At 36.9% G+C, this 24,346-nt stretch carries 18 protein-coding genes; 8 read left to right on the top strand and 10 right to left on the bottom strand.

The genetic code is table 11. From position 1 onward, the window contains the following. The first annotated feature begins 277 nt into the window (after positions 1 to 277). The 5 genes from pdhA (at position 278) to KO524_RS00685 (ending at position 5,522) form a co-directional block, all read left to right on the top strand. On the top strand, positions 278 to 1,276 hold the full coding sequence (gene pdhA / locus KO524_RS00705; protein WP_219288193.1) for a pyruvate dehydrogenase (acetyl-transferring) E1 component subunit alpha: 999 nt from the start codon (positions 278 to 280) through the stop codon (positions 1,274 to 1,276). A 5-nt stretch (positions 1,277 to 1,281) separates the two neighbouring features. Further along, positions 1,282 to 2,916 (top strand): 2-oxo acid dehydrogenase subunit E2, encoded by a 1,635-nt coding sequence (locus KO524_RS00700; RefSeq protein ID WP_219288191.1) that lies wholly within the window; start codon positions 1,282 to 1,284, stop codon positions 2,914 to 2,916. A gap of 212 nt (positions 2,917 to 3,128) precedes the next feature. Continuing rightward, on the top strand, positions 3,129 to 3,806 hold the full coding sequence (locus KO524_RS00695) for an SDR family oxidoreductase (RefSeq protein WP_219288189.1): 678 nt from the start codon (positions 3,129 to 3,131) through the stop codon (positions 3,804 to 3,806). 11 nt (positions 3,807 to 3,817) lie between these two features. Next, positions 3,818 to 4,438: a SprT-like domain-containing protein gene (locus KO524_RS00690; RefSeq protein WP_219288187.1), complete on the top strand. Its 621-nt coding sequence runs from the start codon at positions 3,818 to 3,820 to the stop codon at positions 4,436 to 4,438. 4 nt (positions 4,439 to 4,442) lie between these two features. Then, entirely contained in the window at positions 4,443 to 5,522 is a 1,080-nt protein-coding gene (locus KO524_RS00685; protein WP_219288185.1) for a mannose-1-phosphate guanylyltransferase, read from the top strand. A 43-nt stretch (positions 5,523 to 5,565) separates the two neighbouring features. Here the strand turns inward: KO524_RS00685 and KO524_RS00680 are convergent, their stop codons facing one another. From KO524_RS00680 to KO524_RS00660, 5 genes are all read right to left on the bottom strand, one after another. Further along, positions 5,566 to 6,273, bottom strand: coding sequence for a hypothetical protein (locus KO524_RS00680; protein ID WP_219288183.1), 708 nt, complete (start codon positions 6,271 to 6,273; stop codon positions 5,566 to 5,568). Between the two features lie 180 nt (positions 6,274 to 6,453). After that, positions 6,454 to 7,227 (bottom strand): ABC transporter ATP-binding protein, encoded by a 774-nt coding sequence (locus tag KO524_RS00675; RefSeq protein WP_219288181.1) that lies wholly within the window; start codon positions 7,225 to 7,227, stop codon positions 6,454 to 6,456. After that, complete coding sequence (locus KO524_RS00670; protein ID WP_219288179.1) at positions 7,224 to 7,970, bottom strand: ABC transporter permease; 747 nt, start codon at positions 7,968 to 7,970, stop codon at positions 7,224 to 7,226. The genes KO524_RS00675 and KO524_RS00670 overlap by 4 nt, the downstream gene beginning before the upstream one ends. A gap of 68 nt (positions 7,971 to 8,038) precedes the next feature. Beyond that, entirely contained in the window at positions 8,039 to 8,887 is an 849-nt protein-coding gene (locus KO524_RS00665) for a glycosyltransferase family 2 protein (protein ID WP_219288177.1), read from the bottom strand. Further along, complete coding sequence (locus KO524_RS00660; RefSeq protein ID WP_219288175.1) at positions 8,887 to 9,411, bottom strand: class I SAM-dependent methyltransferase; 525 nt, start codon at positions 9,409 to 9,411, stop codon at positions 8,887 to 8,889. Before KO524_RS00660 ends, KO524_RS00665 begins: the two co-directional genes overlap by 1 nt. A 94-nt stretch (positions 9,412 to 9,505) precedes the next feature. Between KO524_RS00660 and KO524_RS00655 the strand changes: the two genes are divergently transcribed. Continuing rightward, on the top strand, positions 9,506 to 10,975 hold the full coding sequence (locus tag KO524_RS00655) for a lipopolysaccharide biosynthesis protein (RefSeq protein WP_219288173.1): 1,470 nt from the start codon (positions 9,506 to 9,508) through the stop codon (positions 10,973 to 10,975). A 78-nt stretch (positions 10,976 to 11,053) separates the two neighbouring features. Here KO524_RS00655 and KO524_RS00650 read toward each other — a convergent pair whose 3' ends face one another. After that, positions 11,054 to 12,112 (bottom strand): 3-oxoacyl-ACP synthase III family protein, encoded by a 1,059-nt coding sequence (locus tag KO524_RS00650; protein ID WP_219288171.1) that lies wholly within the window; start codon positions 12,110 to 12,112, stop codon positions 11,054 to 11,056. A gap of 453 nt (positions 12,113 to 12,565) precedes the next feature. Between KO524_RS00650 and KO524_RS00645 the strand changes: the two genes are divergently transcribed. Beyond that, complete coding sequence (locus KO524_RS00645) at positions 12,566 to 13,804, top strand: DUF4374 domain-containing protein (RefSeq protein WP_219288169.1); 1,239 nt, start codon at positions 12,566 to 12,568, stop codon at positions 13,802 to 13,804. Positions 13,805 to 13,888: 84 nt separating this feature from the next. Next, entirely contained in the window at positions 13,889 to 16,273 is a 2,385-nt protein-coding gene (locus KO524_RS00640; protein ID WP_219288167.1) for a TonB-dependent receptor domain-containing protein, read from the top strand. A gap of 460 nt (positions 16,274 to 16,733) precedes the next feature. On the opposite strand, the gene KO524_RS00635 is transcribed toward KO524_RS00640, so the two are convergent. From KO524_RS00635 to gcvP, 4 genes are all read right to left on the bottom strand, one after another. Beyond that, a complete protein-coding gene (locus tag KO524_RS00635) occupies positions 16,734 to 18,863 on the bottom strand; it encodes a TonB-dependent receptor domain-containing protein (protein WP_219288165.1) in 2,130 nt (709 codons plus the stop codon). Next, entirely contained in the window at positions 18,853 to 20,079 is a 1,227-nt protein-coding gene (locus tag KO524_RS00630; RefSeq protein WP_219288163.1) for a PepSY domain-containing protein, read from the bottom strand. The genes KO524_RS00635 and KO524_RS00630 overlap by 11 nt, the downstream gene beginning before the upstream one ends. A gap of 13 nt (positions 20,080 to 20,092) precedes the next feature. Beyond that, positions 20,093 to 21,244, bottom strand: coding sequence for an alpha/beta hydrolase-fold protein (locus KO524_RS00625; RefSeq protein ID WP_219288161.1), 1,152 nt, complete (start codon positions 21,242 to 21,244; stop codon positions 20,093 to 20,095). Positions 21,245 to 21,391: 147 nt separating this feature from the next. Beyond that, complete coding sequence (gene gcvP, locus KO524_RS00620; RefSeq protein ID WP_370629707.1) at positions 21,392 to 24,181, bottom strand: aminomethyl-transferring glycine dehydrogenase; 2,790 nt, start codon at positions 24,179 to 24,181, stop codon at positions 21,392 to 21,394. Between the last annotated feature and the right edge of the window lie 165 nt (positions 24,182 to 24,346).

Here is a 24,346-nt window from a genome sequence, read left to right as displayed (position 1 = left end):
GTTTGGGTAAGGATTAGGTTATAATCGATAAAATAACATAACATCGCTTGGAGATTCATAAAATCATCTAAATAAATTTTCCCATCTAAAAGGGATATACTATTTTTGCTACTTCACGAAAATTGTGAATGAAGAAAACCCGTATTAAAAGCGGTATATTCCGCCAAGATAAAGAATAGTTTTACGAGATTGCTAATACAAATTCGCTTGTTGTTTACCAACAAAAATGAAAAGGAGGTAAGATTGTGGAACCGTTTAAAAAAAATATTATCTATATATGAAAGAAATTACGAAAGAAGTTTATCTAAAGTGGTATGAAGACATGCTGTTTTGGAGAAAGTTTGAAGATAAACTAGCGGCTTTATACATTCAACAAAAAGTTAGAGGTTTTCTACATTTATATAATGGACAAGAGGCGGTATTAGCTGGAGCTTTACATGCGATGAATTCATCGACAGACAAGATGATTACAGCATATAGAAACCATGTTCAACCGATAGGTTTGGGGGTTGACCCTAAGCGTATTATGGCAGAATTGTTGGGTAAGGCTACGGGAACCTCTCAAGGTTTGGGTGGATCGATGCATATTTTTTCAAAAGAGCATAATTTTTACGGAGGTCACGGTATCGTTGGAGCACAAATTCCAGTAGGTGCAGGTTTGGCTTTTGCAGATAAATATTTTAATACAGGTGGCGTTACCATGACCTATTTTGGAGATGGTGCTGCGCGACAAGGTTCCTTACATGAAGCTTTTAATATGGCTATGTTGTGGAAATTACCCGTAGTTTTTATTGTGGAAAACAATGGATATGCCATGGGAACTTCGGTAGAGAGAACGGCAAATCATACCGATATCTGGAAATTGGGATTGGGTTACGAAATGCCATGTGGACCAGTAGATGGAATGAATCCAGTAAAAGTGGCCGAAGCCATGTATGAAGCTATTGAAAGAGCTCGTCGTGGTGATGGACCTACATTTTTGGAAATGAAAACATACCGTTATAGAGGGCACTCTATGTCTGATGCACAAAATTACCGTTCTAAAGAAGAAGTAGAAGAGTACAAAAAAATAGATCCGATTACACAAGTATTGGATGTTATATTGGAGAACAACTACGCAACAACTTCAGAAATAGAAGTAATCGATCAAAGAGTTAAAGATTTAGTTGCCGAATGTGAAAAATTCGCAGAAGATTCTCCTTACCCAGATAAAAATGTGATGTACGATGTTGTTTACGAACAAGAGAATTATCCTTTTTTACCTCATAAACTATAATTGATATGGCAGAAGTAATTACAATGCCGCGTTTGAGCGATACCATGACAGATGGTGTTGTAGCAACGTGGTTAAAGAAAGTAGGTGATAAGATTTCAGAAGGAGATATCCTAGCGGAAATTGAAACCGATAAGGCAACCATGGAATTTGAATCATTCCATTCAGGAACTTTATTGTATATCGGACTTCAAGAAGGTGAATCGGCTCCGGTTGACTCCCTTTTAGCCATTATTGGAAAAGAAGGAGAAGATATTTCTGCATTGATAAACGGTGGAACTGCAAGTGCTAAAGTTGAAGAAGTAGTGGAAGCCGTGAAGGCAGAAACAACAGAAACGACGGAAACGGTTAAGGCAACTACAACAACAAGTGCAGCTGCTTTACCTAAGGGAGTTACGATAGTAACCATGCCTCGTTTAAGTGATACCATGACGGACGGTACGGTAGCAACTTGGATAAAAAAAGTAGGCGACAAGGTAGAGGAAGGCGATATATTGGCTGAAATTGAAACCGATAAGGCAACCATGGAATTTGAATCTTTTCAATCGGGTATTTTGCTTTATGTTGGCATTCAAGAGGGCGAATCGGCCGCAGTGGATAGTGTTTTAGCTATTATCGGTCCAGAAGGAACGGATGTAAATGCCGTTCTTGCAAACGGTGGTAAGACCGCTGTAGTGGAAGCGCCAAAAGAAACCGTTGCAGAAGATAAAAAGCAAGCAGTTGAAAATAAGGTTCAAGAAGTTGAAAACCACGAAGGAGCTAGGATTTTTGCTTCGCCTTTGGCTAGAAAAATTGCTAAAGACAAGGGGATTTCACTTTACGATGTAAAGGGATCTGGCGAAAGCGGAAGAATTGTTAGAAAAGATATTGAAAACTTTACACCGGTTGCTAAAGCGACAACAGCTCCAACTGCGGAAGCCAAATCGGCTACTCCGGTAAAAGCTTTCGCGCCAGCAGGAGTAATTGATAGAGAGGAAATTAAAAACTCTTCGATGAGAAAAACCATTGCTCGTCGTTTAGGAGAATCTAAATTTACAGCACCTCACTATTATTTAACCATCGAAATTGACATGGATCAAGCAATAGCATCTCGTGCGGTAATCAATAGCCTGCCCGATACTAAGGTTTCTTTCAATGATATGGTAGTTAAGGCATGTGCTATGGCTCTGAAAAAACACCCTCAAGTGAATTCTCAGTGGAAAGAAGATGTTACGGTAATCAATCACCATGTTAATATTGGTGTAGCAGTAGCAGTAGAAGATGGTTTAGTTGTACCGGTTTTAGCTTTTACAGATTTGTTGAGCTTAACTCAAATTGGAACAGCTGTAAGAGAATTAGCTGCTAAAGCGAAATCTAAAAAATTACAACCTGCAGAAATGGATGGAAGTACCTTTACGGTTTCCAATCTAGGGATGTTTGGAATTAAGGAATTCACTTCCATTATTAACCAACCCAATTCGGCTATATTATCTGTAGGAGCAATTGTAGAAAAACCCGTGGTGAAAAGCGGTCAAATTGTTGTTGGAAATACCATGACAGTGACCTTAGCTTGTGATCATAGAACTGTAGACGGTGCAACAGGAGCACAGTTTTTGCAAACCTTGCGCAGTTTTATCGAAAACCCGGTAACGATGTTGGCATAATAAAAAATGTATATATTCAAAAACCCGTTTTGGAATAAACGGGTTTTTGTGTTTTTTTACGATAAATTATTTCTATATTATTTTTAGATTGACCTTTAAAAGCAATTTTAAATTAAAAAAAGCCTAGTGGCTTTTAAATATAAAGTAATGCGAGCGTTATAAATAAATTATTTAGAACGGAGTTCGCAAGAAATTAAACTAAATTAGAAGGAATGAAAAATGTAATTATAACGGGTACGAGTAGGGGAATTGGTCTGGAGATGGCCTTACAATTTGCTGCTCAGGGGCACCAAGTATTGGCTGTTTCGAGAAAAATACCTAGTGCATTAGCAGGAGTCGCTAATATTCATTGTTTATCGGTAGATATTACTAATGCAGTCGAATTGAACAAAGTAAGCGATTTTATAAAAAAGAGTTGGACTCATGTCGATATCTTAGTAAATAATGCTGGTGCGATTATAAATAAATCTTTTGAAGACATTAGCGCTACAGAATTTGAATATATTTACAAAGTAAATGTATTTGCAGTAGCTTCCATTATTCAAATTTGTTTGCCGTATTTAAACAATGGTAGCCATGTCGTTACTATAAGCAGTATGGGAGGAATTCAAGGCAGTATGAAATTTCCGGGATTAGCCGCTTACAGTTCTAGTAAAGGTGCTGTAATTACTTTGTCAGAATTGTTGGCAGAAGAATATAAAGAATTGGGTATTTCATTTAATGTAATTGCTTTAGGAGCTGTTCAAACAGAGATGTTGGATGAAGCATTTCCAGGTTATTTAGCACCAGTGGAACCAGTTGAAATGGCAGAATATATTGTGGAATTTTCACAAAATGGAAATAAATATTTTAACGGAAAAGTACTTCAAGCCTCAAGTACAACTCCATAAAAAGAGTATACGTGGAAAAGGTTCTAGCACCTTATTTACCGGAAAACGCTTTGGTTCCCGCATTTGAATTGATAAAAACACATCAAGTTCATTTGAAAATTGTCAATGAAAGGGCTACGAGACATGGCGATTATCGGAAAAGCATAAGTGGACAACATCAAATTACGGTAAATGCGAGTTTAAATAAATACCGTTTTTTGATGACATTAATTCATGAAATAGCACATTTGGTAGCCATAGAAGAATGTGGTACCAACATTCGACCTCACGGTATAGAATGGAAGATGACTTTTCAACGATTGATGGTGCCTTTTATACGTCCAGAGATATATCCGGTACAATTGCTACCCTTGTTGGCAAAACATTTTAGAAACCCTTCGGCAAGTAGTGATACAGATGCTGCTTTGTCTATTGCTCTAAAACAATACGATGAAAATAGAACCGAAGTCTTCTTTATTTATGAAGTACCACTCGGAAGTCATTTCAAAATTGCAAACGGAAAAATTTTTAAAAGAGGACCCTTGCGTGTAAAACGCTTTGAATGTCTGGAAGTCAGTTCAGGGAGAATGTATACATTCAAGCCCAATGCGGAAGTGGAACTACTTTCGGCCTATGTTCAAAATAAAAGATAAAAATATGAGCAGTAATTATTATGCTGTGGTAATGGCGGGGGGTGTAGGATCTCGTTTTTGGCCAGTGAGTACACCAGAATTTCCAAAGCAGTTTCACGATATGCTTGGCACTGGCGAAACCTTAATTCAAAAGACATTTTCTAGGTTATCTCAATTGATTCCCAAAGAGAATATACTGATTTTAACCAACAAAGCTTACAAAGACATTGTCATGGAACAATTGCCTGAGGTCGATCAAAATCAAGTGATTTTAGAGCCCGATATGCGCAACACAGCTCCGTGTATTTTGTATGCCGCCATGAAAATAAAGGCTATAAATCCCAATGCGGTGATGTTGGTAGCTCCAAGTGATCACTGGATCGAAGATGAGGTGCAATTTGTAGCCAATTTGCAACGTACTTTTGATATTTGTGAAAAAGACAATGTATTGATGACTCTCGGTATTTTACCTACTTTTCCTAATACAGGTTACGGATATATCGAATTTGATAAATTGGATAGTAGTCAAGTAAAAAAGGTTGTTCAATTTAGAGAAAAACCAGACTATGTTACCGCGCGTAAATTTATTCAAAGCCGACACTTTCTTTGGAATTCCGGTATTTTTATCTGGAGTGTATCTGCAATTTTAGAAGCTTTTAGCAGCTTTCAACCCGAAATGATGCAGCTTTTTGAAGCGGGTAAGGATTTTTACAATACCGATCAAGAACAAGATTTTATAATAGCGAATTATTCGAAAGCCGAAAATATTTCTATTGATTACGCCATCATGGAAAACGCATCCAATGTCTTTGTGTTACCAGCAACCTTTGATTGGAACGATTTGGGGACTTGGGGCTCACTCTATGAGAAACTTCCAAAAGATGCCGGCGATAATGCCATTATCAATGCTCGTGTAGTGATGGACAATGCCACCAACAACATCGTGAGAACGGAGACGGATAAATTAGTAGTAATCGACGGTCTTCACGATTATATCGTAGTAGATAAAAAGGATGTGTTGTTGATTTATCCTAAGAAAAAGGAACAAGACATCAAAAAAATACTATCGAAAACCGAACAGTTGTTTCCCCGCAATAAAGAATAAAAGAACCTCGATTAGAGGTTTTTTTTTGCCCCCTTCTTTCGGGCTACTTACGGAGTAATTGTAAGGTGTTATTATAGGCGTCTGATGCTTGGTAATGACCGTGGGTTACAATGATGTGCTTGGGAGAGGGATAGTGATCCTTAAGCGCTAATAAAGACCCCTTCCAAGCACTAACATCTGCATCAGCTAAATGAAAAAGCCTTTGAGTGCCGCTTCCTTGTAGAAAACAGCCCGCATATAATGTGTTAATATGAGGGAACCAAATAACAAAATTACTTTTGCTTGCTCCAGGGCCTGGATAATATAGTTTAAAAATTTCATTGCCGAATCGAAATGAGGTTTCTTTGTCTATAAAGTAAGCGGCTCTACTCAATCCTTTAGCCTTACTAATTTGGTCTGTTTCTCTAGTAGAGTAGGTTTTAACACCTTTAGATTTAAAAAAATCAATCATATTTATTCCTTCAATATCACTGGTTGTTGTGATAAAATGGGTTATGGGTTTTTGATGTTTTGTAGTGACGTATTGATAAAACGTTTCGAAATCAGCACTGTTTCCTAGTGAGTTTACGACCATAATTCCTTCGTTGGTAACGACATACATACCATTGATTAATAAATCACTTCTCTTTATGTTTTTATACGAAGAAAACACAAAATAGGATTCGCTTAAGGCGTGATATTGTATTTCCCTACTTTGTGAAAAGAGCGATGAGCAAACGGTAAACAAGAAAAATACCAGTAGATTTTTCATCAGTATCGCGATTTAGTAGAGAATCGACCTCTAAAAATGGGAATTAGAGGTGTTTTATAAAAGCAGTATAAAAAAAAGAGTACCTTGTTGTAAGGTACTCTCTTCTAAACTATTTTAAGAATTAAAACTAACAGCAATAAAAATACACTTTTTATTTATATCTAAGTCGTTTATTATTAATTATTTATTAGAAACCATTTGTAAGCTGACTCTTCGGATTTCCTTAAAAAGCTCTGATGAATACACAAAGTCAATGATGTCTTCATTTTCGGTTTTTAAAATTTCTTTATGATTACCGCTCCAAGCCAATACGCCATCCTTTAAAAAGACAATGTTTTCACCAATCTCTAAGACGGAGTTCATATCATGGGTGTTGATTACCGTAGTAATCTGGTATTCGTGCGTAATTTCCTGGATTAGATTATCAATTACGATGGCTGTTTTGGGGTCAAGTCCTGAATTGGGTTCATCGCAAAACAGATATTTAGGGTTATTTACAATCGCTCTTGCAATGGCTACACGTTTTTGCATTCCTCCGGAAATCTCAGAGGGTAATTTTTTATTTGCACCGTCTAAATTGACACGGTCAATTACTTCATTAGCTCTCATCATGATTTCCTTAGTAGTTTTATTGGTAAACATACGTAGGGGAAAAGCGATATTTTCTTCAACAGTCATCGAATCAAAGAGAGCACTTCCTTGAAAAACCATTCCGATTTCAGTTCTTAAGGTTCTCTTGTCGTCCTTAGTCAATTCAGAATAAGTACGACCATCAAAAATAATCTTTCCAGCATCAGGTATATGTACACCTAATAAGGTTTTGAGTAAAACGGTTTTCCCCGATCCACTTTGACCTATAATTAGATTGGTTTTTCCCGTTTCAAATGTGGTACTAATTCCCTTTAAAACTTTTTGTCCGTCAAAGGATTTTTCAATATCTTGAACTTCGATCATTTGCTTAAAAGTAATTGAGTTAATACATAGTTGGTTAAAATAATGGCAACACTCGTCCACACGAAGGCCGTTGTACTCGCTTTACCAACCTCTAAAGCTCCTCCGCTCATATAATAACCGTAAAAGGAAGGAATTGTTCCCAATAAGAAACCAAATAAAGCCGTTTTAATAAAAGCATAAACGATATGGAAAGGAATAAATTCGTCTTGCAAACCCAATATAAAATCATCCGACGATACAAAACCTCCGGCAACACCGGCAACCCAACCTCCCAATACTCCTAAAAACATACTGATACCAATAACAAAAGGGTATAAAGACAGCGCAATGAGTTTTGGAAACACCAAATAGTTTAAGGAGTTAATTCCCATAACTTCAAGGGCATCTATTTGTTCGGTTACGCGCATCGTTCCAATGGTAGAAGTAATAAACGACCCCATTTTACCTGCCATGATAATCGAGATAAAGGTTGGAGCAAATTCTAAAATAACCGATTGTCTGGTTGCAAAACCGATAAGGTATTTTGGAATAAGCGGATTGGTTAAGTTTAAAGCGGTTTGTATGGCTACAACACCGCCGACAAAAAAGGAAAGAAAAGCAACAATCCCTAAAGAACCAATGATGAGTTCATCGATTTCTTTAAAGATTAATTCGCGCATTACACTCCATTTTGTAGGCCTGCTAAAAATCTCTTTTAGCATAATGAAGTATTTCCCTATTTGAGTTAATATCTGTCGAATCATATATTTAAAAATAATGGCTAAATTACCAATTACAATTGAGTTTCTGTATACTGAACTAAAAAAATGACTTATATTAATTTGGATTTTATCTTTTTCCAACGATAGTTTCTAATATATCGACCTTGCTCATCGGTAACTAAAAAGCTTATGCCTTGCTTTTTGGCTTGATAATAACCTTGAATATAGTCAAAAAAGAGCAAAGGGCGCTTTTTTTTGATGGCTAGTTTTAATGCGGCTATAAGGGTTATCGCTATGCCGTATTGCAGGCTGTAAAATGCCTCACCTTGTTTGTAGCGGGCTGTCTTGTTATATAAAGCACCAGTGGGTTTTAAGTGTTTGACTTTCAATTCCGGGAGAGTTACTATTTCCCACTGATAAAAGCGGCACAACAGTTCGTCAACCGTATCCCATCCCATTGCGGGTTTTAAACCTCCCATCTGCACAAACAAGGATTTGCGATAGGCTTTAAAAGCTCCTCGAATGTGGTCTGGATCGGTCAGGTTTTCCAGAATCCATTTCCCGTTTTTTTCGATATAAGCAAAACCGCCAACCATACCGACTTTGGGATTATCTTCAAAGGTGGTCATCACTTGTTCGAAATAGTCTGTAGGTAAAATTAAATCGGCATCAAGTTTCACAATAACATCATACGAAGCATCCAATTGATTAAAGCCTGTTTGAAAAGCTTGGATTACTTTGCTCCCCGGTAAATGTATATTGTCGGATTGCTTATAAACCAGCTTAATATGGGGGTATTGACTTTGGTAAGTGCTAACGACAGTGGCGGTTTGGTCGGTAGAATTGTCGTCAACTACAACAATTTGTTCGGCTTGTCGAGTTTGCTCTACCAAAGATTGTAGGGTACGCCCGATAAAAGCTTCTTCGTTATAGGCTGGAATGATAATACTATAATTCATTATCTTATTTTTTCGGCATATACCATATAGTAACGGGGCGTAAACAGACGTAATATGGGGCGAAACCCCAATTTGCCAACGGGATGAGCCCATTGTTTACGATCTAGAATTCGATAGCCCGATTTTTCTAATAACCAGTCAAATTGCCAGCTCTCAAATTCGTGATAGTGGCGGTCTCTTAAGTCGGTTTTGCTTTGGTATGCCCGACTAAACCAGAGGCGTAAGGGTACCGATAAAATAATCTTTTCAGCTTTAGCGTTTTTTAGAACGGTATAGGGATTGAGTAAATGCTCAAATATTTCAAAAGCGGTTAAAACAGTGTACTCCTGTTGACTTAGAGCCGAAAAATCGTTGTCCAAATCCTCGCCTTGTGTGTTTTTAACGTCAAATCCCTTTGATCTCATCAATTGAGATAACGGATTATCAACGCCTAAGTCTAGAATCCTGTCCGACTTGGAAAGGTGTTTTTCTATAAAGTTCAAAGTGATTTGGAATCGTTTGGTTGGGTAAGTCTGTTCGTACATATAGTTTTATAGAAAAGTTGAATGGACAAAGTTAAAAAAAATAGTCGTTTACCGTTTTTAGAAAGTATATTTGTATTTATTTTATTATAAATCAATGGGCAAAAAAATTTCCACCAAACAAGCCGTTCTCTTTACTGTAATTAATTACGTAGGTGTCTTGATTGGAATTGTTTCTACCATCTTGATTTATCCAAGAAACAAAGAGATGTTGGGCATCATACGTTATGTAGAAGCCTGTACACAAATCATGTTTCCTATACTGGTTTTGGGAAGTACTCACGCGTTAATTAATTTTTATCCCAGCCTCAACGCCAAGTTACAACAGAAATTGTTTGGTTTTAGTTTAGTTTCTATTTTTAAATTGGCTATACTCCTGTTTGTATTGTTGTTACTCAGTGCTCCTTTTTCGTGGTCCGAACCTATGGACTACATTTGGATGGCTTTTGTATTGGCTATTTTTATGGCCTATATAGAATTGTTTCGCAGGCAAGCAACCAACTTACAAAAACTAGCTGTACCAACTTTATACGAAAAAATCATTCCTAAAATCACCTTACCACTTTTGTTTCTTTTGGTGATGTATCAAGGGCTTGCTTTAAATACGGCTTTATGGATGTATGTGTTTTCATTCGGGTGTATCATGCTTTTGATTGGGTATTATGTATATAAAAACTATGCTTTTAAAGTCCATAGACACTTCCATGACTTATTTGCGGAGGTAAGCAAACGGCAATATTATTCCTATAGTTTATATGCTTTTGCAGGCAGTTTTGGTGCTTTTTTTGCTTTTAGAGTGGATTCCTTAATGATTCCGAGCTTTATTTCGTTTGAGGCCAATGGAACCTATAATATTGGAGTTACCTTGGCTTCAGCTTTATCGATTCCCGCTACAGGGGTTTTTGCCCTATATGCACCTGTTATTTCAGATTTTATTAAAAAGGAGCAATGGCAAGAATTGAATGCGAAGTATAAAGAGGTTTCAAAAACCCTGTTTTTTATTGCTGCCATACTATATTCATGTATAGTGGTAGGTATAGAATCTCTGTTTAAGATGATGCCTACCTATGATAATTTGGCACCTTCTATACCGGTTATAATCTTGTTGGGATTAAATGTCGTAATCAATATGTCGACCGGATTTAATACTGAAATCATCTCTTATTCCAAACATTATCGATTCAATCTTGTTTCAATCTTATCTTTGATGGTTTTAAATGTAGTCTTAAACCTTGTTTTGCTGACACAAACGGATCTAGGCATCTTGGGTGTAGCTTATGCTTCGTTGTTCTCACTCGCACTTTTTAACTCGGCAAAAACCTACTTTATTTATTTAAAAATGCAGCTATTGCCTTTCGATTGGAATTTTATCAAAATGATACTGCTCTTCGGACTTACCTTATTAGGGGTATACCTACTTCCTTTTCTTCATTCGAATCTTGTCGATTTGATAGCTAAAGTGGCATTGATTTTAGGAGTAAACACTACTGTAGTTTATTTTACGCCTTGGTGTCCTGCAGTAAAATATTGGATAAAGCGCATTATGGGGAACATTTTTAGGTTCTAGTGAGCAGTCATTCGTAACTACTGCTTAATTCATATATTGCTGTGCTCTACTGACGAGCAACTGCTCACTGTAGACTATTTAAAACTGATAAACCATGGAATTGATATTCATCCCGCCACCAACTGAAGCAAAGAGAATTACATCGCCTTTACTGAATTGATGATTGATCATTTCATTGCGCATAATCATATCAAATAGAGTAGGTAAGGTAGCTACACTGCTATTGCCTAGCATATGAATACTCATAGGCATGATGTTTTTAGGAACTTCTTTATTGTATAGCTTGTAAAATCGAGAAACAATGGCTTCGTCCATTTTTTCGTTGGCTTGATGTATGATGATTTTCTTGACATCATCAACGGCTACGCCGCTTTTATCCAAACAGCTTTTCATGGCTTGAGGAACCTGTTGTAAAGCGAATTCATAGATTTTACGGCCGTGCATTTTTATATAACGCGTATCGGGATCTAAATCGGGATTGTATGATTTTCCAAAGAATAAATAAAAGGCTTCATCATAAGTGAATGAACCCGTTTCATGAGCCAATATACCGCCTTTTTCATCGCTAAATTCGTAAATAGTTGCACCAGCACCGTCGGCATAAATCATCGAATCTCGATCGTGTAAATCAATCACTCGAGATAGGGTTTCTGCTCCGATAACCAGACATCTTTTGGCAATTCCAGCATCGATAAAAGCCTTTGCTTGAATCGATCCTTCCAGCCAACCAGGACATCCAAATAAAACATCATAAGCCACACATCTTGCGTTTTTAATTCGCAGATTGTGTTTTACTCTTGCTGCTAAAGTGGGTAGTAAATCGGTTTGTATAGCCCCTTTTTTGACATCGCCAAAATTATGTGCAAAGATAATATAATCTAAAGTTTCAGGGTCAATATTCGCTGTTTCAATCGCTTTTTGAGCCGCATAAAAGCCCATATCCGAAGTCAGTTTGTCGTCGTCGACATAACGTCTTTCTTCAATACCTGTAATCTCTTGAAGTTTTCTAGCAATAACTTCATTTGAGTGCTTTAATACAGTTCCGTGTTCATCCCTAAAATCGAATTTTCCGAAATCTTTGTTTGTTACCGCGTTTTTGGGAACAAAGCATCCCGAACCAATTATTCTTACGCTCATGTTTTTTTGTTGAATTTGATATGTTAACGCCTAAAATAGTTTTTAATTATAAGAGGTTTAGAGATAAATAAATCGTTCATTATATATAAATGTAGTAATTAATTTCTAGTTTGTAATCAAAGACAGTTTTTTTTTATAAAACGCATTTTGAAGTTATGATTATTAAAATTGAAAATGACTTATAACTACCACATTTATAATGAGCTGTGTTTTTTTAATGTGTTTTATAGTTTGAGGCTAAGTTTTTTTGAATTTTTAGTTTTTCTTAATTGTTGTGATTTTCCGACATAAACCCACTATTTGTCATTGTAAAATAAGTAGTTAAAAAGGCAAATATCTATTTATATTCTTATTAAGACTTATTTAAAATAAAATGAGTAAAAAATTATGTTTTGCGATTTTTAACTAATAGTTTTGCACTATTAAAATTAAGTCTAAATAAACATAAAACAAATGAAAAGAATTAAATTCAGTGTATTTGCGATGCTTTTGATGGGAGTAATTACGACATCTTGTGATAAAAGTGACGATAGTAATCTAGTAATTCCAATTGAAAAGGGAGAGGAAAGGTATGTAATTGCCGCTGTACCGGTTGAGTTCTCGGATACAGCCGATTATTTATTGACGGCTGAAAGTTTAGAAAGCGGTAGTATCACGACTTCGGGCAACGGAATTGAACAAGATGGTTATCGTTATTACTTAACGGTAAAAAACAAGTTTTACAGTATGTTATACGGGCAAGGCGGACCAGGAGCTGTAACTACATATGGTTTAAGTACCAGTGGTAAATTGACTAAAACCAATGATTTTGTAACGGAAACCGTACAGGTGATTTCGGAAATTGGTGGCGATATTATGTTGTGTAAAGTGCCTCGATCAGGGCAGACAGAAGCGCGATGGTTTAATGTGAGTACAGAAAAGAATGAAATTGTCAATAGTGGTGCTATAGATATAGTACAACTAGCGAATAACGGAGAGCGTGCACATTTCACTGGTTTTACCTTAGTAGGAAATAAATTAATTGCTCCGTATATGAGTATTCGCGGCGTTGCTGGTGGTGATGTTTGGGGAACTTCTTTTCCAAATACGACCTGGGCTGCAGTATATTCTTATCCGAGCATGACCTTAGAGAAAGTGATAACAGACGATAGAACCAGCTATTTAGGCGGATATTACTTAAACGGTTTGGTGCGTGACGAGAAAGGAGATGCTTATGGATTTTCTTCTGCCAATGTCAAAGGAGATCAAGACCAGTTGTTGACTACAAAACCTTCTGCTATCGTAAAAATTGATGGGAAATCCATAGATTTTGACAAAAACTACTTTTTTAATTTAGAACAGGTTTCAGGTGGTGCATATATAGTTGATTTCAAATATGCAGGTAACGGTAACTTTATTGCAAGAATGATTAACGACAAGGCTTCCAATAATGATGAAATCAAATTTGCGGCTATTAATGTTTACAACAAAACCTTCCAATGGGTGACTGGCTTACCGTCAAATTTAAAAGACAGCGGTTTTGCGACTAAAGGTGATTATGCTCCAATGGACGGTAAAACGGTATATGTGGGTATCAATGCACCAGAGGGTGCCTATGTATATAAATTTGATGCTGTAGCTGCAACTGCTACCAGAGGACTGAAAGTAGAAGGTGGTAGAATTACCGCTATTTCAAAAGTATCTGCGGAGTAATTTATAGATTTTATTAAACAAAACAACTCCACTGTGAGTTGTTTTGTTTTTAAGTTTCACACCAATAGACTAAAAAAAATCAGGATGAAAAAACAGATGAAGTGGATTGTCTTTTTGCTTTTAGTGGCAATCCAAACGAGTTTTGCGCAGGAATTCATAAAGATTTCGGGCAAGGTTAGCGATCAAGATGGGGTTGCTGTATCTAAAGTTATGGTTGTTTTAAGAGAAACCAATAAATTTTCTGAAACCAACAGTAAAGGAGAATACAGTTTTAATAATGTGAAAAATGGCGATTATACGTTGGATGTAAATGACATCGGTTATGAAACTTATTCTGAAAAAATCAGCCTTAAAAATGTAAGTGTGGTCTTGGCTATTCGTTTGGAAAGCAAAGTAAGTACGCTTTCAGAAATTAATATAACGGCCAAAGATCAAATTCAACAGGTCAAGGAAAAAGCCTTTAATGTTGCTGTTGTCGATGCTGTCAAGTTGCATAATACCACCATGGATATTGGGCATGCGCTGAACAAAGTATCGGGTATGCGCGTAAGAGAAAGTGGCGGAGTGGGGTCCACAATGAATTTCGCACTTAACGGTTATGGAGGTAATCAAATCAAGTTTTTTTTAGATGGAATCCCAATGGATAATTTCGGTTCGGCTTTTCAACTTAATAATATTCCGATTAATTTGGCCAAACGAATCGAGATTTACAAAGGAGTTGTTCCGGTTGGTTTGGGTTCCGATGCCTTAGGGGGAGCGATTAACATTATCACCAATAATTTTAGCAAAACCAGCTTGGACATGTCCTACTCCTATGGATCCTTCAATACACACCGTTCTAATGTTAATTTTATTTATGCAACGGATAATGGGTTTTTTACTCAAATCAATGCCTTCCAAAATTTTTCCGATAATGATTATAAGGTTCAAGTCGATTTATACGATTTGAATTCGGGAAAACTGATTGAAAAGAATAAAAAATTAAAGCGTTTTCACGATCAGTATCACAACGAGACTTTTATTGGTCAAATTGGTTTTGTCAATAAAAAGTTTGCCGATAAACTCGCGTTTGGAATTACATTGGGGCAAAGTTATAAGGAAATCCAAACCGGAGCTCGTATGGAAACAATTTTTGGAGGCTTGCATCATCGAGGGAATATTGTGATGCCAACTTTTGTATATCAAAAAAAGGATTTCATAATCGCTGGATTGGATTTTAATGTCAATGCAAATTACAATTTGGGAACGGAACAAAATATAGATACCCTATACAGAAGATATGGCTGGACGGGTGACTATATCGATTACCAGTTGCAAAATAAGAAAAAAGGCGGTGAAAGGGATTATTCGATGTATAAATTCAAAAACAACAACGGTATGCTGTCTTCCTCGTTAAACTACCAATGGAAGGAACACCATGGAATCTCCTTGAGTAACACCATTAATTTATTCAATAGAAAGGGTAGTGATGAGCTGTTTCCCGAAGCGCAGAAATACGAACAACCGGCAAAAACAACAAAAAACATCTCGGGCTTGGGCTATCAATTTACTCCGAACAATACTTGGAGCGCCTCGGCATTTGTCAAATACTACAATCAAATTAATAAATACAGTCAATCCTATAATCCTAGTGGAAAATGGGGTGACATCGCTTATCAAGAATTTGAAAAAAAGTATGACGAATATGGGTATGGTTTAACGGCTTCTTACTTTATTCACGACAATTTTCAATTGAAAGCCTCATTTGAAAAAGCAATCAGACTTCCGGATAATAGTGAGATTTTTGGAGATATGATCAACATTATTGGCGATGTCAATCTAAGACCTGAAGTGAGCGAAAATTATAATTTAGGATTTAATTTTCAATGGCCTTTTTCCCATAACCGAGTGATTTTTGATACCAACCTTTTTTATAGAGATTCTAAAGATTTTATCCGACAAAAACTGGATTTTAAAGAGAACTATCAAATGTCTGAAAATTTAGCTGCTGTCAAAAATTATGGTATTGAAGCGGAGTGGAGGTATTTGTATAAAGATCAATTTTCTATCGGCATTAACGGTACCTACCAAAAAATGCTAAACAATACTAAATATGTTGAAGGGGTACAAAGCATAGTGTATAAAGACCGTTTGCCCAACGTACCTTATCTTTACGGAAATCTAGATGCCTCTTATACCTTAAAGGACTTATGGACGGGGAAAGACGATAATTTGACCTTTGGATATTCCATGATGTATATCCATGAGTTTTATTTGTTATGGCCGAGTCAAGGAGATAAAAACAACGGAAAAAGACTTATTCCAGAACAGATTACACACGATTTTATGGCTGCCTATACCTTGGGTAAAAAAGAAAAATTTCAATTTACTTTTGAATGCCGGAACCTCTGGGATAAATTGGTTTACGACAATTTTAGCTTGCAAAAACCCGGTCGAAGTTTCTCGGGAAAAGTTCGCTATTTCTTCTAAGTTTGTCCAAAAAAGTATTTTTATTTTAATAAAGAGGCTATCTCAAAAGGGTAGCCTCTTCGTTTTTTACGATTATAATTAAACCGTTAAAACCAAGTACATATCCGTTTTTAAGTGAAAATACGGTAAAAACAGCGGCGCCTCGAATTAGGAAATAGCCTCTTTTTTACGCCTGATTTGCTGTGTTTGACAAACGGCTGTTGCTATACCTACGGGTTCGTATCACACAAGCGTAGTATTGAGGCCTTTGTATGATATTTGTACTGTCTTTGTAAGCGGTTTGTATCATTTTTATTAGATATTTAATATACCGGTTTTTAGTTGTGCTGTGTTTGTATAGTGTTTGTATCTTATTTGTAAAGTGCTGACTTTACCGCATTTTTTAATCTTTAGCCAAAAAAAGCGAGACCTATAAATAGACCTCGCAGGAGTAGTACAGTTTCAAAAATCGAATTGTACTTTATATCTTATAGGTAAAAGACAGGGTTGCAATTCGGCTATCTAAGCTGTAATTTTTGCTAATGGTTGAGCTAGGCATATGGGAAATAACCTCGTAATTACGCGTTCTTAAAACATCGGTTAGCGACAGTTTTATACTGCCTTTCTCATTTAAAATTTGCTTGGATAAACCGAGAGTTAAATCAAAATATGCGGCTCTTTCATAGAGTCCAATATTGGATTTCGCATGATATTGACCGTTGGCTTCTGCTTGAAAACCTGTTGCTATTTGAAAGGCATTTTGCGAACTTAGAGTAAAAGTAGCCTTGTTGGTATCTATAGTCATATCCTTATAATTTCCGCGGTAACGGTTTTCAAAAACATTAAATAAATTACTCATAGACCACCAGGAAAATAAGTTCACAGAGCTGGTTATATTGATACCGTAATTATACGAATGGTCTAAGTTCTTTTGAGTCGAAGCGGTGGTATTGGTTAGGGAATCGTAATCGAAAACTTCGGTCATTACATTGTTGGTTTGACTAAAATACAGAGAACTCATAAGCCAGTTTCTCCAGCTGTATCCCAGTTCTACGGAATGCGTTATTTCCGGAATTAAATCGGAGTTTCCATACCAATAATTAAAAGGATCATCATAAAATCGAAACGGATTCAAATCAAAGTGACTGGGACGATTAATTCTTTTGCTATAAGAAGTATGAAAGGCATTTTGGTCGTTAAGTTCGTATTTCATGGATAGGCTAGGAAAGAATTTTATATAATCATCCGTATTCTTCAGATTGGAAATGCGCTGTTCACCATCGATAGTGGTGTATTCCATTCGTAGGCCAGCTTGAAAATGAAACCGGGAACCCTGAAATTTATAATTGGCGTAACCGGCGTGGATTTGCTCTTTAAATACGAAGTGATTGGTTGCGCTTGGGTCAATAACCCAATGGTCGCTTTCTTGAAATTCGTATGTAGAAGGATTATCATTAGATTTGATACTTGATTTCCAGCCCAACTCCAAATTGTTTTTGGCATTCCACGGAACAACCAAATCAACGGTAGCATCCCAAACCTCTAAGGAAGACGGGATTTGACCCCGTCTATCTCGCAACTCTACAGTCGATTCGGGGTCGATTTGTAAATAGTTGGCCTGTTGAAGTTGATTTGAATTAAAGCTGTTGTTCTTGTATTGAATATCGAAATTCAACAACAGCCCTTTTTCATTAAATTGATGCCTACCGTTGATACTGTATGTAAGGTCATTCCAAGATTCTTTATTGTGATTTCGGGTTAAAGCATCGGTTAGTAATAGTTGTTTTCCGTTATATAGGCTGTTTCTACCACCTACTCGATCTTCATAGCGACCGAGTTTCGCATCGACTAAAAAGCCGATCTGGCTATTGGTGCTTAAAGCGTAGTCCGCACCAAATTTAAAATTGTTTGATGTTAACGGTTCATCGGTAGTATTGCGCTGTAAAGTATGTCGCTCTAGAATTGAAGGTTGCGCTGGGTTGTAAAAATCTTGTTTAAAAGTTTTGCGCTCCTCTTCTCCTCTAAAAGTATAACTGTAATCTCCAAACACGTTCACACGCGCTTTGGAATAATTTAAACTAAATCCCGAGTTGGTTCTGTTTTTACGACCACGGCCATAATTGGTGAATATCGTACCATTAAGCCCTTCTAGTTGTGCCGTTTTTAAAACGATATTCACAATACCGGCATTACCAGCAGCATCGTATTTTGCCGAAGGATTGGTGATTACTTCGATGTGTTTTACGGCACCCGATGTGGTGGATTTGAGCATATTGGCCAAATCTTTCTGAGAGAGGTAGGTCATCTTACCATTAATCATCACACTCACACCGCTTTTACCGCGTAGCGATATGTCGCCATCTTGTCCGACAACGACTCCGGGCGCACGGGCCAACAAATCGAGCACATTACTTCCTTCAGATAAAACACTGTTTTCAACATTAAAAATCATCTTATCCGATTTTTGGCTAAACAGCGGTTTCTTTGCGGTAATGAGCACTTCGCCCAATTGTATGTTATGTATGGCTAAAATACTGTCTATTTGCGCTTCTGTTTGACCATAGCTACAGACAGTCAAAAGCGTTAAGGCAACTATAAATCTATTTTTCATGATACTGTGTTGTAATTGTCTTTCTTTTTTTCTTTTTTCTACCCCACCAGACTAGAAATCCGGTAATCGGCAATGAGGCACAAATAAGGCTCGATACAAACGCCAGCAGTTTACCGCCAAAGCCGAGTATACCACCAACATGTATGTCGTAATTGGCGCCGACTACTTTTTCGGCCAACGTTTGGTCTTGGTAGGGTCTATTAAACAATAAGTCTCCCGAATGCTCATCAAATATCAATAAGTGATTGTCATAATAAGTAAATGGGGAGTTCTTTACATAAATACTTAAATTATCGTGATGGTGATCGCCTTGAGAATGATCCTCTAAATCTAATCCGAAGGAAGCGGCATCGGGATAATAATAGCGTACTTTTTCTATAATTTCTTCGATGGTCTGTAGTGTTTCTACCGATTCCGGAGCGGTGGTTTTATACTGATCAAAATTGGGGTAATCTCCGGTGCCTCCTGAGAGCAACATATAAATGCCGCTAGTTAAAATGCGGAACGATAAACACAAACCTGTAAGGGCTACAATCATGGCTATAAGCGATGCATAAAATCCGAGTATATTGTGTAAATCATAGTTTTTTCGCTTCCACCCTTTGATGTTTTTCCAGCGAAACCAAATCCGTTGTTTGGCAGCCTTTTTATTTTTCGGCCACCACAATACTATACCTGTAATCAACATCAGCGTAAAAATGATTGTTGCGATTCCTACGATTAAGCTTCCAATTCCCGCATTAAGCAACAAGGAGCGGTGTAGTATCATCGTAAAAAAGAAAATGTTTTCTCGAATGTTATAAACTCCTAGTACTTCACCGGTATATTGATTGACATAAGCATTTTTGTAAATTAAATAAGTGTCGAAATAATTCCAGCCCTTGCGATTGGTTTTGTTAAAACCAAATTGATAAGATTGATTTTTATCAATGGGTATAGTGACATCATCTGACGATATTTCCTCTTGAACATAATCGTTGACGATACGTTGCAACTCATATACAGGTAGCGGTTTTTTATTTTCGATGCTTTGCTCGCCATGATAAATAACATGACTTCTGGTAAAATGTGTGATATCTTCATTAAAAACGTAAATAGCTCCGGTTATGGATACAATAAATACAATAATTCCAGAGAGTAATCCCAGCCATAAGTGAAGTTGACCCAGTATTTTTTTCGCACGTTGTTTCCACGTGGGTTTTGATTTCCTCGACATGATGTAGATTGTATTAATTAGAAGGATAGCCCAAGGTTAAAGCTTCACTTAAATAAGCTTCAGCTTTTTCTTTTTGCTGGATTTGTATATAATATTCATACAAAGAATAATGGGCTTGCGGACTGTGTGGAAAACTACTGAGGTTTTGTTCGAGATAGCCAAGAGCTTGTTCCATTTTGCCTATACGCATCAAATAGCGAGCAACTTTTTCGATATAGGTTTCCGTGGGAAGAAATTGAAAATTTAAGTCTTCGCTCAATTTACGGTAAGAATTTTTGATTAGATCGGGTTGTGTGGCTACCGCTTTGATATTGATTTGATGTGCTTTAAAAATATATCGTAAACCATCTAAATTGCCAATAATCGGTATGCTTCCGTGATCTTCCGCTTCATATTGTTGAAATTGCCATTTTAAATTTTGGAATTTACCCTTATCCAACAAAGCTTTAAATTTTTTGTTGGATGTAAAATGATCGTTGAGTTCGGTGTTATTAAATGGTTCTCCGGCTTGAGTTAGATAGAGCTTTCGCTTTAATAAGTCGGTTGTAGTACTTGCTTCAAATTGTTTTAAAACAAGCTGATTATCATACCAAATGCTCGGATCGTGTACCAGGTAAGCATTAAACATTTTGGTGTGATGCAGCAGTATATTTAAAGCCGTGATTCCACCAAAGGAATGACCGATTAGTATTTTATAGTTTTCAGTGCGGTAGTGACTATCGACCCATGGGAACAGTTCTTGTTGTATAAAAGAGATAAAAGCCTCATTGCCACCGGAGTTTTTAGTGTCTAGTTGTTTGGTTTTTTTATCGATTATAGGGGTGGGAGTTAAGTCTCTGGAGCGGTTGGTATTGACGATACCTACTACAATCATTTCGGGAATATAGGCATAGGGCCCCTGCGAAATTTTTTCGATAAAGCCCGTCAGATAGTGAAAATTAGTTTCGCTATCTAATAAATAAATAACGGGATAGTGGGCCTGCTGAATTTTTGAATTTTGATAGGATGGGGGAAGGTAAATTTGTAGGCTTCGATTTTCATGAAGTATCTTGGACTGCAGTTCACGGGTTTCTCCAATCGCAATTTTATCTTGCGCACTAGTTAAATTGTGGGATAGTAAAAGTACAAGAAGCCAGTTAAAAAAAGTTTTTTTAGGGGGGAACATGTTTCTTTTATTTAGGGGGAAATGATTAATAAAGATGCAAATATAATCATTATTCATAATTAGTCTAAATAAAAGCAAAAATAAAAGCTAAAAAAATAAGGACCCCGATTAGAGGTCCTTAAAAGTTATTTTGAAGTCGGTTTTCGACTAGTTTTCCATATATGCTTCGATAGGAGCACAAGAACAAACTAAGTTTCTATCTCCGTATGCATCGTCAATACGACGAACACTAGGCCAGAATTTATTATCCACTACGTGTTCTATTGGGTAGGCTGCCTTTTCTCTTGAATAAGGTAGATCCCAGTTGTCAGCAGTTAATAAAGCTAGAGTGTGAGGCGCATTTTTCAATTCGTTTACCGGATTCTCTGCTGTTGCGTTGGCAATTTCTTTACGAATAGAAATCATCGCATCACAGAAGCGGTCTAATTCCTCAACGCTTTCACTTTCTGTTGGTTCAATCATAAGTGTTCCAGCCACAGGGAAAGATACCGTTGGTGCATGGAAACCGTAATCGATTAAACGTTTTGCGATATCGGTTACTTCAATTCCGTTTTGTTTAAATGGACGACAGTCTACGATCATTTCGTGAGCGGCTCTTCCTTTTTCACCCGTATAAAGAATGTCGTAATGACCTTCTAAACGGGCTTTCATATAATTGGCATTTAAAATAGCTTGTTCCGTTACTTTTTTCAAACCGTCAGCACCTAACATCACGATATAACCGTAAGAGATCAGACAAACCAATGCCGAACCATAAGGAGCCGAAGAGATAGAAGTAATTGCGTTTTCGCCTCCGGTTTTTACCAAAGGATTTGACGGTAAGAATTGAACTAAATGTGGTGCTACACAAATTGGTCCAACCCCTGGTCCACCTCCACCATGTGGAATAGCGAAAGTTTTATGTAAGTTTAAGTGGCAAACGTCAGCTCCGATATTGGCTGGATTTGTCATGGCAACTTGGGCATTCATATTGGCACCGTCCATATAGACTTGACCACCATTTTGATGAATGATATTTGTTATTTCGGTAATAGCACTTTCATAAACTCCATGAGTAGATGGGTAAGTTACCATTAAACAAGATAAATTATCTTTGTGTAATTCCGCCTTAGCTTTTAAATCTTCCACATCGATATTACCTTCTTCCGTAGTTTTAGTAACTACAACTTTCATTCCTGCCATTGCAGCAGAAGCCGGGTTGGTTCCGTGAGCAGAAGCTGGAATTAAGGCGATGTTTCTTTGAAAATCTCCATTGGCATGGTGATAAGCACGGATGGCCATTAAACCGGCATATTCTCCTTGTGCACCAGAGTTTGGTTGTAAAGAGGTACCTGCAAATCCTGTAATCACATTCAATTGCTCTTCTAAAGCTTTTAACATGGTCATATAGCCTTCTGCTTGTTCAGCAGGCGCAAACGGGTGAATGTTGTTCCATTGCGGATTGCTTAAAGGAAGCATCTCAGCAGCAGCATTCAATTTCATCGTACAAGATCCTAAAGAAATCATCGATTGATTTAAAGCCAAATCTTTACGCTCTAATCTTTTGATATAACGCATTAATTGCGTTTCAGAATGGTGACTATTAAACACATCATGTTGTAAAAACGGTGTATTTCTAGCTAGTCTTTCTGCAAAATGAACACCGGTTTCGATTTCGGTGATCTTAAAGAAATCCTTGTCAGCAACTTCTGCAAAAATTTCAACAATCGTATTGATGTCGCTTAAATTTGCCGTTTCGTTTAAGGAAATAGAAAGTGTTTGCTCGTCGATATAATTAAAGTTTACACTGTAATGTTCTGCAATGGCACGAACTTTAGCCGAATTGGCTTCGATCAAAATCGTATCAAAGAAATCGCTGTTCTTTTGTTTAAAGCCTAGTTTTTCTAAAGCTTTAGAAACAGTTACCGCTTTGGTGTGAACCTCATTGGCGATAAACTCCAATCCTTTAGGACCGTGATAAACCGCATACATTCCTGCCATAACAGCCAATAATACTTGAGCTGTACAAATATTAGAAGTCGCTCTTTCGCGTTTGATATGTTGCTCTCTAGTTTGTAAAGCCATACGAAGTGCACGGTTTCCATCCGCATCTTGAGAAACCCCAATGATACGTCCTGGCATACTGCGTTTGTGCTCTTCCTTAGTTGCGAAGAAACCTGCATGAGGACCTCCAAATCCTAGTGGAATACCAAAACGTTGTGTAGTTCCTACAACAACATCAGCGCCCATCTCTCCTGGAGATTTTAAAGTCACTAAAGACAAAATATCTGCAGCAACGGCTACTTTAATGTCTTTGGATTTGGCTATATGGATAAAGTCTGTGTAATCATAAACTTGACCGTATTTACCTGGATATTGTAATATAGCTCCAAAATAAGCTTCTGAGAAATCAAAAGTTTCGTGATTACCAACTACTAATTCAATTCCAATTGGCGTTGAACGGGTTTGTAAAATCGAAAGCGTTTGAGGAAGTATAGCTTCTGAAACAAAAAATTTGTTTGCGTTGTTTTTCTTTTGGTCACGGGTTCTAACATCAAATAAAAGAGCCATAGCTTCAGCAGCAGCAGTTCCTTCATCCAATAGAGAAGCATTGGCAATTTCCATACCCGATAACTCTATAACCGTAGTCTGAAAATTTAAAAGCGCTTCCAAACGACCTTGGGCAATCTCTGCTTGATATGGAGTATATGCGGTATACCATCCTGGATTTTCAAAAATATTTCTTTGAATAGCCGCAGGTACAACTGCTTCGTGATATCCCATTCCGATATACGTACGAAAAACTTTGTTTTTATTACCCAATTCTTGAATATGAGCCAAATACTCATACTCTGTCATAGCAGGGTCTAATTGTAAATCTTGTTTTAACCGAATATTGTCTGGGAAAGTTTCGTAAATCAGTTGTTCTATGTTGTCAACTTGAACAGTTTTTAACATATGTTCCAAATCCGCCGGTCTTGGACCAATGTGTCTTAAAGCAAATGCATTTTTTTTCATTCTACTATTATAAAAGATAAGTTGTGTTTAAGCATACAAAAATAACCATAAATCCGATATTTTTACCGAATATAGAACCTAATTTTAAAAATGTACTTAAATTAC

Origin of the sequence: Flavobacterium sp. NKUCC04_CG (assembly GCF_019345525.1) — a bacterium.
Classification (GTDB): domain Bacteria; phylum Bacteroidota; class Bacteroidia; order Flavobacteriales; family Flavobacteriaceae; genus Flavobacterium.
Note: the sequence above shows the minus strand (reverse complement) of the source record. Positions and strands in the feature narration are given on the sequence as shown.

Bases quoted from the DNA above. Each gene is read 5' to 3' on its own strand.
- pdhA (WP_219288193.1), top strand. From the start codon at position 278: ATGAAAGAAATTACGAAAGAAGTTTATCTAAAGTGGTATGAAGACATG.
- KO524_RS00700 (WP_219288191.1), top strand. From the start codon at position 1,282: ATGGCAGAAGTAATTACAATGCCGCGTTTGAGCGATACCATGACAGAT.
- KO524_RS00695 (WP_219288189.1), top strand. From the start codon at position 3,129: ATGAAAAATGTAATTATAACGGGTACGAGTAGGGGAATTGGTCTGGAG.
- KO524_RS00685 (WP_219288185.1), top strand. From the start codon at position 4,443: ATGAGCAGTAATTATTATGCTGTGGTAATGGCGGGGGGTGTAGGATCT.
- KO524_RS00680 (WP_219288183.1), bottom strand. From the start codon at position 6,273: ATGAAAAATCTACTGGTATTTTTCTTGTTTACCGTTTGCTCATCGCTC.
- KO524_RS00675 (WP_219288181.1), bottom strand. From the start codon at position 7,227: ATGATCGAAGTTCAAGATATTGAAAAATCCTTTGACGGACAAAAAGTT.
- KO524_RS00670 (WP_219288179.1), bottom strand. From the start codon at position 7,970: ATGATTCGACAGATATTAACTCAAATAGGGAAATACTTCATTATGCTA.
- KO524_RS00665 (WP_219288177.1), bottom strand. From the start codon at position 8,887: ATGAATTATAGTATTATCATTCCAGCCTATAACGAAGAAGCTTTTATC.
- KO524_RS00660 (WP_219288175.1), bottom strand. From the start codon at position 9,411: ATGTACGAACAGACTTACCCAACCAAACGATTCCAAATCACTTTGAAC.
- KO524_RS00655 (WP_219288173.1), top strand. From the start codon at position 9,506: ATGGGCAAAAAAATTTCCACCAAACAAGCCGTTCTCTTTACTGTAATT.
- KO524_RS00650 (WP_219288171.1), bottom strand. From the start codon at position 12,112: ATGAGCGTAAGAATAATTGGTTCGGGATGCTTTGTTCCCAAAAACGCG.
- KO524_RS00645 (WP_219288169.1), top strand. From the start codon at position 12,566: ATGAAAAGAATTAAATTCAGTGTATTTGCGATGCTTTTGATGGGAGTA.
- KO524_RS00640 (WP_219288167.1), top strand. From the start codon at position 13,889: ATGAAAAAACAGATGAAGTGGATTGTCTTTTTGCTTTTAGTGGCAATC.
- KO524_RS00635 (WP_219288165.1), bottom strand. From the start codon at position 18,863: ATGAAAAATAGATTTATAGTTGCCTTAACGCTTTTGACTGTCTGTAGC.
- KO524_RS00630 (WP_219288163.1), bottom strand. From the start codon at position 20,079: ATGTCGAGGAAATCAAAACCCACGTGGAAACAACGTGCGAAAAAAATA.
- KO524_RS00625 (WP_219288161.1), bottom strand. From the start codon at position 21,244: ATGTTCCCCCCTAAAAAAACTTTTTTTAACTGGCTTCTTGTACTTTTA.
- gcvP (WP_370629707.1), bottom strand. From the start codon at position 24,181: ATGTTAAAAACTGTTCAAGTTGACAACATAGAACAACTGATTTACGAA.